Origin of the sequence: Sulfuricurvum sp. (assembly GCF_028712165.1) — a bacterium.
Classification (GTDB): Bacteria; Campylobacterota; Campylobacteria; order Campylobacterales; family Sulfurimonadaceae; genus Sulfuricurvum.
On the sequence record NZ_JAQTQR010000022.1, the window covers coordinates 24,524 to 37,178 of the forward strand.

Annotated in this window: 14 protein-coding genes; 5 read left to right on the plus strand and 9 right to left on the minus strand. The window is 41.7% G+C overall.

Annotated features, from left to right (window positions below):
• The first annotated feature begins 18 nt into the window (after positions 1-18).
• Positions 19-939, plus strand: coding sequence for a polyphosphate kinase 2 (gene ppk2, locus PHP90_RS05675; RefSeq protein WP_299926596.1), 921 nt, complete (start codon positions 19-21; stop codon positions 937-939).
• A gap of 13 nt (positions 940-952) precedes the next feature.
• Here ppk2 and thrC read toward each other — a convergent pair whose 3' ends face one another.
• Positions 953-2,422 (minus strand): threonine synthase, encoded by a 1,470-nt coding sequence (gene thrC, locus PHP90_RS05680; protein WP_299926599.1) that lies wholly within the window; start codon positions 2,420-2,422, stop codon positions 953-955.
• 137 nt (positions 2,423-2,559) lie between these two features.
• On the opposite strand from thrC, the gene PHP90_RS05685 reads away from it, so the two are divergent.
• Together PHP90_RS05685 and PHP90_RS05690 are read left to right on the plus strand one after the other, a co-directional pair.
• Positions 2,560-3,801, plus strand: coding sequence for a DEAD/DEAH box helicase (locus PHP90_RS05685; protein ID WP_299926602.1), 1,242 nt, complete (start codon positions 2,560-2,562; stop codon positions 3,799-3,801).
• Between the two features lie 133 nt (positions 3,802-3,934).
• Positions 3,935-5,260 (plus strand): hypothetical protein, encoded by a 1,326-nt coding sequence (locus PHP90_RS05690; RefSeq protein ID WP_299926605.1) that lies wholly within the window; start codon positions 3,935-3,937, stop codon positions 5,258-5,260.
• A 56-nt stretch (positions 5,261-5,316) separates the two neighbouring features.
• On the opposite strand, the gene PHP90_RS05695 is transcribed toward PHP90_RS05690, so the two are convergent.
• Both PHP90_RS05695 and PHP90_RS05700 read right to left on the minus strand, forming a co-directional pair.
• Positions 5,317-5,694: a hypothetical protein gene (locus PHP90_RS05695; RefSeq protein WP_299926608.1), complete on the minus strand. Its 378-nt coding sequence runs from the start codon at positions 5,692-5,694 to the stop codon at positions 5,317-5,319.
• Positions 5,695-5,717: 23 nt separating this feature from the next.
• Positions 5,718-6,050 carry an SHOCT domain-containing protein gene (locus tag PHP90_RS05700; RefSeq protein ID WP_299926611.1) on the minus strand — a complete coding sequence of 111 codons (333 nt, stop codon included), beginning with the start codon at positions 6,048-6,050 and terminating at the stop codon, positions 5,718-5,720.
• A gap of 254 nt (positions 6,051-6,304) precedes the next feature.
• On the opposite strand from PHP90_RS05700, the gene PHP90_RS05705 reads away from it, so the two are divergent.
• Together PHP90_RS05705 and PHP90_RS05710 are read left to right on the plus strand one after the other, a co-directional pair.
• Complete coding sequence (locus tag PHP90_RS05705) at positions 6,305-6,832, plus strand: EF-hand domain-containing protein (protein ID WP_299926614.1); 528 nt, start codon at positions 6,305-6,307, stop codon at positions 6,830-6,832.
• Between the two features lie 11 nt (positions 6,833-6,843).
• Entirely contained in the window at positions 6,844-7,677 is an 834-nt protein-coding gene (locus tag PHP90_RS05710) for an FAD:protein FMN transferase (RefSeq protein ID WP_299926617.1), read from the plus strand.
• A gap of 3 nt (positions 7,678-7,680) precedes the next feature.
• Here the strand turns inward: PHP90_RS05710 and argB are convergent, their stop codons facing one another.
• The 6 genes from argB to PHP90_RS05740 all read right to left on the minus strand — a co-directional run.
• Positions 7,681-8,532: an acetylglutamate kinase gene (gene argB / locus PHP90_RS05715; RefSeq protein ID WP_299926619.1), complete on the minus strand. Its 852-nt coding sequence runs from the start codon at positions 8,530-8,532 to the stop codon at positions 7,681-7,683.
• Complete coding sequence (locus PHP90_RS05720; RefSeq protein WP_299926622.1) at positions 8,516-9,430, minus strand: tetraacyldisaccharide 4'-kinase; 915 nt, start codon at positions 9,428-9,430, stop codon at positions 8,516-8,518. Before PHP90_RS05720 ends, argB begins: the two co-directional genes overlap by 17 nt.
• Positions 9,427-10,545: a DegT/DnrJ/EryC1/StrS family aminotransferase gene (locus PHP90_RS05725; RefSeq protein ID WP_299926625.1), complete on the minus strand. Its 1,119-nt coding sequence runs from the start codon at positions 10,543-10,545 to the stop codon at positions 9,427-9,429. Before PHP90_RS05725 ends, PHP90_RS05720 begins: the two co-directional genes overlap by 4 nt.
• A 10-nt stretch (positions 10,546-10,555) precedes the next feature.
• Positions 10,556-11,356, minus strand: a complete 801-nt coding sequence (locus PHP90_RS05730) for an NAD+ synthase (protein WP_299926628.1) — start codon at positions 11,354-11,356, stop codon at positions 10,556-10,558.
• A gap of 172 nt (positions 11,357-11,528) precedes the next feature.
• On the minus strand, positions 11,529-12,380 hold the full coding sequence (locus tag PHP90_RS05735; RefSeq protein ID WP_299926631.1) for a hypothetical protein: 852 nt from the start codon (positions 12,378-12,380) through the stop codon (positions 11,529-11,531).
• The coding region (locus tag PHP90_RS05740; RefSeq protein WP_299926634.1) for a hypothetical protein at positions 12,370-12,655 on the minus strand (286 nt) is incomplete at its 5' end. The genes PHP90_RS05735 and PHP90_RS05740, both read right to left, overlap by 11 nt.

Sequence of the window (12,655 nt, forward strand, 5' to 3'; positions counted from 1 at the left end):
GAAATATAAGGAGTAAATATGGGCAGCAAACACTCTATGGCTACATCAGAAATCGCCGAAGCAGAAAAAATCGAAGAAGTGGTACACGAAGATCGCCGAAAAGATTCAGCACCTCCTTTAGATGAAAAACGCAAAAGAGGTACAAAAGAAGAACGTCTTCCGATTTGGGTCAAAAAATCGGTATTGGAATACGAAGAAGAGCTCAAAAAACTCCAAATTGAACTCTTGAAACTCCAAAACCATGTTAAAGACAAGGGATTGAAAATTTTGATGATTTTCGAAGGGCGTGATGCTGCCGGCAAAGGGGGGACGATCAAACGGATTACCGAACATCTAAACCCGCGCGGTGCACGTATCGTAGCGCTTGAAAAACCTTCCGATGTCGAAAAAACCCAATGGTATTTCCAACGTTATATCGAACATCTTCCTAGCGGAGGAGAAATGGTCTTTTTCGACCGCAGTTGGTACAATAGGGGCGGTGTTGAGCCGGTTATGGGGTTTTGTACCGAAGAAGAGCACCAAGAATTTTTGAACCATGTCGCCGAATTTGAGCATATGCTCGTCAACTCAGGAATCATTCTCTTTAAATTTTACTTTTCCGTCTCTAAGACAGAACAAGCTCGACGGTTTAAAGAACGAAAAACCGATCCTCTGAAACAATTCAAACTCTCTCCCGTCGATGCAAAATCTCAAGAGATGTGGGACAAATATACTGAAGCCAAACACTCCATGCTCCGCGCTTCCCACACCGGTAATGCACCATGGATCATTATCCGCTCCGATAATAAGAAAAAAGCTCGGCTGAACTGTATCAAATACATTTTATCCAGTGTCAAATACCCTACTAAAAATTCATTGGATTTAAAAACATCGAAGAAAATCCTGATTTGGGGAGAAGAAGAGATCAAGCTTTTGGAAATGGGGATAAAGCACGGCTAACCCCAATTGGGGGTTAGAGGAATGTTAAAATCTCTTTTTCAATATCCTCTTTTTCAATAACCGTCGGCTGCGCAATCGGTTTGTCAAACAAACCTTTGATCATATCCGGAATCGTCACTTTTGCCGTAGCGGCAATCGATTTAAGAGCATCGATATCGTTCGTATCTTTCTCGCCCGTCAATGCATTAGCAATCGTCGGAGAGAACTTAGTCCACTCAGCTGTCGAATAAATAATCGTTTTAATCGGTTTTGTCGCACAACAATCGTATGCTTTAAAACAGGTTGCCGTATGCGGATCCATCAAATAACCGCGATCGAATGCCTCTTTAATATACCCTTTTCCTTCCGCACCGTTACAATAATCAGCGGCAAATACGGCTTGGAGTTTCATCGTCTCATCATCATTCAAGGCATAAAAACGTTCCGTTTCTAATGCAGCCATTAGCTCTTTTGTACGTTCATGACCGAACAGATCAAACAAAACACGCTCGACATTGCTGGAAATTAAGATATCCATAGCAGGAGATGTCGTCGCAATAACATGTTCGCCGCGTAAATCGTATCGCCCGGTATTGATTAAACGGGTAAGAACATTGTTCTCATTGGAAGCAATAATGATTTTCTCAACCGGAAGTCCCATTTTAAAGGCGTAATATCCTCCAAGAGCATTTCCGAAATTTCCGCTTGGAACGTTGAGATACACTTTATCGCCCATTGCGATCACATTTTGACGTACCAATTCCAAGTAGCTGTGGATGTGATAAATAATCTGGAAAATAATCCGTCCGAAATTGACTGAATTCGCTGCAGAAAGGGAGATGTTTTTAGCTTTTAACGCATTTTTAAAGGTTTGAGAGCCAAGCAAACGTTTCAGTGCGCTTTGTGCATCATCAAAATCCCCTTTGATTCCGATCACTTTCAGATTAGCGGCATCTTCCGTCACCATTTGCAGACGCTGCACATCGGAAGTTCCCCCGTCAGGATAGAGACATGCCACACGAACATTCGGACGATTTTTAAATGTCTCTAATGCGGCAGGACCGGTATCACCGCTGGTTGCTGCCAAAATCAGATACTCTTCGCCCCGTTTTTGAGCGATCGATGAAAGGACAACACCGAAAGGCTGCAACGCCATATCTTTAAACGCTCTTGTCGGCCCGTGATAGAGTTCACTGACATACAAATCATCACGAACCTTTACAACCGGAACGGGATTGGTGGGATCATCAAATTTATCATAAAGAGAAAGAGCTTCATCAATCACCGATTCATCAATATCAATCGCAAGTGTTGACAATAAATCTTTTGCAAGCGCTTTATAACTTGAAGTCAAATGTTTAGAAAGGAACGCTTCACCCAAATCAGGCAATTCGCTCGGAACATACAATCCGCCAAACGATGCAATCGGACTTAAAATTGCCTCGGAAAAGGTAACTTGCTGTGGATGGATTCCGTCATTTCCGCGTGTTTCAATAAATTTCATTAGATCCGCTTTATAAAATTTTCGTGATTATAACAAAGAGGCCATCATGAAAGCCTTAGAAAAGAAAAAGTTAGCTCAAACCTCCTATAAAGCCCAAATTACCTAAAATACGATCAATAAATGCGAGGACTCATTAAATGCCATTTTCTACACTCGGACTTTCATCCCCTATACAACGTGCACTTAAAGAGAGCGGTTTCACTCTCCCAACACCGATTCAAGAAAAGGTAATCCCTCTCGTACTATCCGGTCATGACGTTATGGCACGGGCACAGACGGGGAGCGGGAAGAGTGCGAGCTTTATTTTGCCGATTTTGGAACTCTGGTCTTCGCGCGTCGGCGAGGGAAAAGCAAAGATCAAAGCACTTATCCTCACTCCGACGCGGGAGCTGACTCTTCAAGTCGCCGAAGCATTTGAGACATTTGGAGCATTTTTACCGAAAAAGCCTAAAGTGGTAAGTGTCATCGGAGGAGAGAGTATCGGCGATCAACTCTATGCAATCCAACAAGGATGTGATATCCTCATAGCCACATCAGGACGATTGCTAGATGTCGTAAAGAAAAAGCAGATGAACCTCTCCCATCTCGAATTTTTCGTCCTTGATGAAGCGGACAAAATGCTCGATCTCGGATTTGCAGAAGAGTTGGAACTTATCCTAAAAGAGATACCTTCACAGCGTCAAAATCTCCTTTTTTCAGCCACCTACCCACCGAAAATGGTGGCAATTGCCTCTAAAATTACCCAAAATCCTGTAGAGGTAACACTCGAATACGAAGAACCCACCGTCATGAGTATCACTCAGAGGGTTATCGAAGTCAATCACGAAAATCGAGGTCCATTGCTACGGCATCTCCTTAATACCGAAAAATGGGAGCAGGTACTCGTTTTTATGGCCAACAAACGAGCCGCTGACAACATCGCAATGAAATTCAAAAAATACGGGTTTCTGGCTGACTCGTTTCACGGTGACCTCATCCAAGAAGATCGTACCTACACCCTCAATCAATTTAAAGCCAAAAAAATCCGTATCCTCTTTGCCACCGATATTGCAGCCCGCGGACTTGATATCGATGATATCACCTGCGTCGTCAACTTCGACCTCCCACGATCCCCTGCGGACTATATCCACCGTATCGGACGTACTGCCAGAGCCGGCAAAGAAGGAATAGCCGTCTCCTTCATCTCCTATGAAGATATGGATCATTTTAAGCTGATCGAAAAACGGAGCAACATCAAACTGAATCGGGAACAAATAGAAGGCTTTGAATTGAGAGGAACCCCTCCGCCAAAAGTGCGCGGTCCAGAACCGGTCAAAGGAAAAGGGAAAAGCAAAAAAGACAAACTACGGGAACAAGCATCAAAAAACAATGGTGCATAAAACCGATTTATAACTTAATTTTTTTAATATATTCACACTAACTTCACACTTTTAAGCGTATACTGGAATCGATTTTCTATAATTTTTTTTTATAGTAATCTAATACGCGAACACTCGCACTAGAGGAAAGTACATGAAGAAAAATCAGATAAAATATCTACTCGGAGGAATATTTTTCCTTAGTTTAGGAGTAGAACAAGCATATGCGATCCCCAGTTTTGCCCGTCAAACAGGCTTTAATTGTGCCGTCTGCCATACTGTTTTCCCGGAATTAACCCAAACAGGTCGGGAATTCAAGTTACACGGCTATACGATGAACAACAGTGAAAAAAACAAAATGTTTATTCCGTTATCAGCAATGGTAATGGCAGATATAACCAAATCTTCGGATAGAACCGATATGCCCAAAGACGGCAAAATAGTTATCCCTCAAGTCAGCTTGTTTTATGGTGGAAAAATCACCGATAAATCCGGTGCATTTGTTCAATTGACGTATGACGGGACTGAGCTTTTGGGTAAAACCGATATTGCGCACCACATCGGTATGGATAATATGGATATCCGATATGCTGATGCGACAACTTTGGCAAATAAAGAGTTGGTGTATGGAATCACCGTCAATAATAATCCGACTGTATCCGATCTATGGAATAGCGTACCGGCATGGGGGTTCCCGTATGCGTCATCTGCAATCGCCAATACCCCAAGCGCCGGTGTAATGGCTGACGGCGGTTTAGGCCAAGCGGTTGGAGGCATCGGTGCATACGCATTATGGAATGATTTGCTTTACGCTGAAATGGCCGTATACCGCAGTGCAAAACCCGGCGGTATTATGGGGATATTCGGTTGGAAAAATCAAGATTTGAAAGGAGATGCTTCTCTTGTTCAAGGAACTACACCTTACATCCGGATTGCATTGCAGCACTCCTATGACAACAGCTATATCATGCTTGGCGGTTATACCTTGAGAACGGTCATTAATCCAGCGGTCGTTTCTAATACCGACGGTTCACTTGATACCTATAATGACCGTGCTGTGGATGCAGAATATCAATATACAAACGGCAGCAACAGCATAACGGCTACGGCTACAAAAATTTGGGAAAAACAAACACTTGATTACAGTGCCGCAAACGGAGAAGCCGATAATCTAAACAATTCCCTCTCAACAACAAAAGCCAAAGTAAGCTATTACTATGATCAAAAATATGGGGCGTCTTTAGGAACTTTTTCAACATCAGGCACAGCTGATGCCACTAAATACGGAACCTTTAATGCTTCTCCAAACAGCAGAGGAGAAATTGCCGAAATCGACTATCTTCCATTGCAGAATATCAAATTGGCTTTGCAATACACCAAGTATGACAAATTTGACGGAGCGAGCAAAAATTACGACGGTGCAGGCCGGAATGCATCCGACAATAACAATCTTTACTTTCTTGCTTGGTTTATGTTCTAACCATATTCACCCCCCTCTTGAGGGGTTAAACTGCTTATAAATATCAACCACTTAAATCACCACTTAAATTCCCATTCCCAGCCCAAAGCATTTAAACACGATTGAAATGCTTTTTTCCGGTTTGCTTCATTGTAATCTTCCGGTAGAATGTAGGGGGGAGGATAATAACGTCCTCTGCCAAAATAACCGAAACCATAAGGGTAATATCCTGTCGGACTCGATGTATAACCGGCTTGAAACGGAGTATATAAAATCAATGGCGGATAGAGGGTGGCTGATTCTTTTTCACATTTATATTTATCGACTGCAAAATCTTTTTCATTTTTAAGCGGATGTTCCCATTTCGATGCACATCCGCCTAATATTATGGCTACTGTTAAGAGATGTATAATCGGTAAAGCAAAACAGATTTTGGAGGTTTTAATTTGACTCATGACTACACCCTTCGCATCTTGGGTTAGCTGTTTAATATTTTTTGCTTTTCAGCTTCAAATTCTGCTTCAGAAATGATGCCGTCGTCTAACAACGCTTTAACTCTTGCCAGTAAATCATATTTATTGGTCGGGTCATCTTCCTTCGGTTTCGGTATTAATTTCATTGCCCGACCGATTAATAGATAGAGCAAAACGCCGATAAAAGGCAAGAAAAAAACAACCAGAAGCCAAACGACCTGCATTAAGTCCTCTTGAAATTTTGAGGTGATAATGTCCATCAACGCCCACACCCAAATAATAAAAAAACCGACGACAATAAAAATTAAAAACAATTCCATACCTATTAACATTTCCATATCACGTTCCTTTCACTTATTTTACAAAGTATACTCATGAATTTGTTTACTTCACATTTAATTCTTCTTGATTTCTATACATATAAAAAAGCAATTCCTTGAATGTACCGATGAAGAAAGCAGGAGTTTTTACCGCATTATCGGTATGATTTTTGCTTGTACATCATAACATATTCGAAACTTTAAATGTCAAAAGATGGAGCTTGTAAGATTTTTGAATTTCCCATATGTCTTAAATTTTCAAAGGAGATTCCATGACGATTAATAGCGGATCTGTTTGGGCAACCCCCTCACAGTCTTATTCCGGTAACAACGTCCAAAGTCAAAGCAGTGCTAGTGGCATGGCTCCAACCGATTACAGTGCTGTAATGCAGCAGGCGGGAAATACTCTGATTGCGGCATTGGATACGGATAAAAGCGGTACAATCGATAAAACTGAGTTTTCCCAGGCTGCCCAAGCACTTTCTCAAAAAACAGGCAATACCTACAATGCCGACAGTGCGTTCAGTGCTATCGACAAAAACAGTGACGGCTCTCTCAGTGTTGATGAACTTCTAAATGCCTTGAAACAGGCACGTTCACAGAACAGCCATCATCACGGACTTCATAAAACAGATGCAACCTCTTCTGCAGAGCAAACTGCAAGTTCGACAAGCGAGACTGCATCGGCTGCCGATACAAGCGGTTCTTCAAAACTGCAATCTATTTTGATGCAGAAAATACTCTCCGCTTATACCGGGAACGGTGATACAACCGGTTCTAAAACACTTGCTATGGCATAACAAGCAGAGCGGTGTATTACTATCAGTTTGAAGCTTTTAGCGCACCGTGTGAACTGCATATCGATGCATTATCTGCATCGATAGCCGATACTGCGGCAAAAGTCGTTTTCGAAAATGCTAAACGGTTAGAACAGCGATATAGTTTTTTCCGAAACGATTCTGAGCTACATACACTAAATACCCGTTCTTCTAATATCTGTCTGCTAAGCGATGAGCTGTCAGGGTTAATCCAGCTCTCACTTTTTTATAGGGATAAAACTTTAGGAGCTTTTGATATTGCAATGGCAGGCACACTTAAAGAGAGTTCCAATGCATCTTCAACTCTTGAATATCATGCCAAAAGAAAAACCCTACTCCCCTTTGCTTCCTCATCACATTTGTCTTTGGAAGGCAACTGTTTAACATTTACTAATCCAATCACAAAAATCGATTTGGGAGGTTTGGTCAAAGAGTATGCGGTGGATCAAAGTATCTTGCAGTTGCAGTCTATGGAAATCACGTCAGGACTGGTCAATTTCGGCGGAGATATTGCCGCTTTCGGAACCTGTCACGATCATTCGTGGCGAGTCGGAATACAAAATCCGCAAAATCCGGAAACAAATCTGGCAGAAATCGAGCTTAATACTGCATCATTATGCACTTCAGGGCACTCTAAACGCTACAGTATTATCCAATTCGAGAAGATCTCACATATCATTGGGCCAATCGACGCACCCTCTTCCTATTCTCAGGTCAGCATTCTTGCACCGACAACCGTCGATGCAGGAATTTGGAGTACAGCCATGCTCGTTAATCCCGATCTAACCCTTCCGAATCATATCAAAATGGTTCATTCGATCCCATAGAAATTAGAGAGTAATTTGCGTCCCTACACCCTCTGAGGTAAAGAGTTCCAGTAAGATAGCGTGTTCGATGCGCCCGTCGATAATATGGGCTTTATGAACACCGGCATCCACTGCTTCGAGACATGAATCTACTTTCGGCACCATTCCGCCGATAATCGTTCCATCGGCTTTTAACGCTTCTACTTGCGCTTCGCTTAGCGTTGAGAGAAGTTCTTTTTCTTTATTCAACACACCCGGAGTGTCAGTCATAAAGATCACTTTGCATGCACCGATAGCTGCTGCAACCGCCGATGCAGCAAGGTCGGCGTTGATGTTGTAACCCGGATGTCCAACGATAGGATCAGCACCGATAGGGGCGATGACCGGGATAAAACCTTCGCGCAACAGATTATGAATCACTTCGGATTTTACATTTTCTACTCGCCCAGTAAGACCGAATTTCGCTTCGTCTTTCGGTTTTGCCATAAGAAAATGGGCGTCTTTCCCGCTGATTCCGATTGCTTTGGCTCCATAAGAATTCAGGAGGGATGTAATCTCTTTGTTGATCTCACCGCTAAGCACCATTTCAACGATCCGCATAACTTCCGGAGTACTGACACGTTCACCGTCGATGAATTCGGTCGGGATTTTCAAATCACCGAGCAACTGACTGATACGACTCCCGCCGCCGTGTACAATGACCACTTTGACTCCGACAAGATGAAGCAATACGATGTCTTGTGCAAATTTGGCTTTAAGTTCATCCGAACTTTGTGCCGAACCGCCGTATTTGATCACAACGATTTCATCACGAAACTCTTTGATGAACGGCATAGCGTCCATCAGAGTTTTTACGGTATCAATCTTTTTTTGCATCGGTATATTCCTTGACTGTGGTTATCAACGTTTCATCCAACTCTATGCTGAGTTCCAGACATGAGAGGTTGAGATTAAAGGACGACATTTTAACAAAGTCTTTCTGAGTTACCAAGAGACTCGTTGCTCCGGTTCGCTCCAAAATCGCTTCGAGTTCGCCTTGTGTAAACATATGGTGATCTTCAAAATAGACTTTTTCGATCACTTCGGGTAAATAGTTATTCAAACGCTCCGGTCGTGCAATTGCCGTTACCAGTACCATTTTATCGGTGGGATTAGAAACACTGACGGATCGTGTAAACGATTTTCCCTCATACAGCATTACAACACACTTATCTCCCCATAACCGTTCCCGATAAGCACCGGAAGGGAGGCAAAAACGATTCGGAGTTTCTACGTCTATCACCAAATCAAGTTTCTGGATGGAATGTTTACCGTATCCGTCATCTAAAAATACCACCTCACACCCCATAGCCTTGGCTTCGGCGATTCCGCGTTCTCTAATTTCACTGACAATGACCGTAGCATTGGGGAGATTTTTAGCATACAGCATCGCCTCATCCCCACTTTTTATCACATCACAGAGTATGGTCGATTTGTCTTTGACCACAACCATCCCGCGGCTTTTACGCCCGTATCCCCGTAAAACAATCGCAGGTTTTTCATACTGTTTTGCCAATTCGCTGACAACAGGAGTTTTACCGCTCCCGCCGACGGTCAGGTTCCCGACACTTACGACCGGAATTCCCATCGCTCTCGGACGACTGCGACGATACCGTACATAGGCAACCAAACAATAGATCCAACTCAACGGTAAAAGTAAAAAAGAGAGGATTTTTTGGATCAGCGAGGGGTGATATAAATACCCTTCACCCCATTGGACCCAAAAACGTTTCAAACGCGTGTTGCAGCTACATCCAAGATTGCGTCACAGATCTCTTCAACCTCATCATCGCTGAGTGCAGCATAATTAGGGATGGAAAGAACCTGCTGAAAATTACGAAGCGCAATTGGAAAATCATTAACGCGAAGTGAATATTTAGCCTTGTAATAACTCAATAAATGCAGAGGAATGTAATGCAGACCGCATTCGATTCCTCGAGCTACCAATTCACGTGCAAAAGAGTCGCGGTTTTTATCCACTTTGATGATGTAAAGAGAATAAGCGTGCTCTTCATTCGCGACTGGAAGCTTGATGTGAGGAGCTTCGCTGAGACGTTCATTGAACATTTCTGCGATTGCTCGTTGACGTTCGATATTCTCATCTTGTTTCTCTAGCTGAACTAGGATAGTCGCCGCATCCAAAGGGCTCATCATATATTGGCTTCCGATATCGGTAACATCGTAAATGTATCCCAACGATTCATCATCGATTACCATCGCATGATTTCGCAGCAATTTCGCCCGTTCCATGATCTCTTCATCGTCACAAACCAGCATTCCGCCGTTACATACATTACGACGCAAGTGAGGGCTAAAATCAAAACAGGTGATATCCGCACCCGTAGCACCGATCTTTTGAGAGTTATACGTAGCACCCAATGCATCCGAAGCATCTTCAATGATTTTAACATCATAGAGTTTTGCAATACCGTATAAACGATCCAGCTCAACACTCTGTCCCGCAACATGCGATACGATTACCGCTTTGAGTTTTTTGGATTTGTTTTCACTCAAATACGCTTCAAGTTTATCCAAATCAATCGTAAAGGTATCCGGATTGATATCGATAAAGATCGGTTCCGCATCGAAATGACGAACCACTTCAGGGACAGATGGGTACGCGTTAATCGAGCACAGTACTTTGTCTCCGCGCTTAAGATCAATCGCCAACATCGCCAAATGCAAAGCGGCAGTTCCATCTGATGTGGCCAATGCATAAGAGGCACCGATATACGATTCAAATGCCGATTCTAAATCTGCAATAATATTTGGAGCTTCGCCGTCAAATACTTCATCGATTTTTTCTCTCTCATCGCCACCTACTTCTACACGATAAAACGGGATACTCATTTTTTTTCCTTTATAAGGTTATATCTCTTGGGTAATTAAAATCATGATTGACGGTTCGTGACGTCAACTTTGCTATTACAGGCATTTTACGTTTGAACTGATTCTTGTAAATTCTCGTTATTATCATATCGACTAATTGAGAATTTTCTCCATCCGCAATCATCTCATCACGAGTATGACGCTCTTCAACGTAACGTTTTAGTACACGGTCCAAATCGGCATACGGATAACCGATCTCTTCTTCATCGCTTTGTCCAGCCCACAGGTCTGCAGAAGGGGGCTTATCAATGATCGAGCTTGGAACTCCTAAGTATCGTGCCAACTCAAATACCTCAGTCTTATACAAATCTCCGATAGGATTGAGTGCACTGGCCAAATCCCCGTACAACGTTCCGTATCCAAGCATCAGTTCGCTTTTGTTACTGGTTCCCAGCACCAAAGCACCTTCGCGTGCAGAAATATCAAAAAGTGTCACCATACGCAACCGAGCCGAAAGATTACCTACCCGAAGCGGTGACATATCGGGAGTTTCGTATGCTCGCAGCATTGGCTCAATACTGCGGGTTTCTGAGCGGAGAGAAAAACGTGTGCACAACTCGTCTGCATCATCGAGTGAACTTTGGGATGAATAGTGTGACGGCATTTTGACGCAAAGAAGATCATCACCGAATGCACGGTGCGCCAACACCGCAACAACTGCGGAATCGATCCCTCCACTCAAACCTACAACCACTTTTTGCAATCCGGTTTTAAGTACTTCCTGACTTAAAAATTCGCTCAAATACCGGCTTATCAGCTCGTATTTATCCACCGCATAACCTTATTTTAGTATTAACAATTTGCATTATAACTAATTTTGGCAACGAAGTTATTAACAGTATACTAATGTTCCTCGCGAGTCTTTATTGAAGCCTTCGAATTTCTAAAAGTCTGTTTAAATTTAAGAGATGTATCGAGTTGGAATGGGAAGAGTGTCAGTAGATTTATTTAAAATTATATTCAAATCCCAAAAGTGATGAAAAATATTTGTATTCCATTGTAGACGGATACGAAGCGATAGTGGAACCATTAACACGATAGTTCATAGTATCAGTGTCCTTAAATCTTTCATATTTTACTAATGCTTTCAAAGATGCATTATCATTAATTACGTACTTATAGCCCAACTCTACTTCATATCCTAATCCATGATTATGTGTCGTTGTCTCTAAATTTCTAACAATATGTTCATCTCTTGAAACAATATCATAATAATTGATCCACCCTTTGTAGAGTAGATTAGAAGATTCTTTATTGGATAATAACGACAATCCTATTTTTTGTATCTTCTGGGAGTAACGCAATGTCTCGCCTAGTAAAATAGTAGAGGTATCGGTCGTATAATTATATTGATGTGTATCCGTCCATTTAAAATTTAACTTTTTTTGAGAAACTCTTAGCGTTATAGTGTTTATAACATCCAAATCAACATCCATGCTAGACTCTAAAAAAAATGTTTGATTTTTAGTAATAAAATTATTTGAAAAGGAATACACCGTTAGGTCATAATTTTTCCAATCAAAATCTTCACCATGTTGTGTTTGTTGTGTATCTCTAATCTGATCTTCAAAACCTATATTGAAGCGATATTTATTAATATTTTCGTGAAATTCCAAGCCTATAATATGTGATTTTATTGGAAAAATCAACTTAGACTCTAAAAAATTGGCTGAGGCATTATTGACATAATAATTGCTTTCACCCTTTTGCTCACCTAAATAAACATTCAAACCTTCATTCGCAAACAAATAATTTGTAGCCAATAAAATGACTACAAAATATTTATTAATATACATACTCTTTCCCTGATTCAAATGTTCCGTCACCTTCAGGATCTATAGCTAACATGAGTCTATTATTTTCAACATACATTTTAATTTTTGAATTATTCGCGCCGATAAAACGGCATTCGCCACTTATATACATTCCGCTGGAATCAGTAATAAAGGGTGTAGTGGTACAGTCATAACTTGGATCTATCGAAACGTATTTTGATAATTGATCAAAATAGATACTGCCTGAAACATAATCCATACTGTTTTGAGTGTTCGCTAGTTCTTTAAAATCTGCA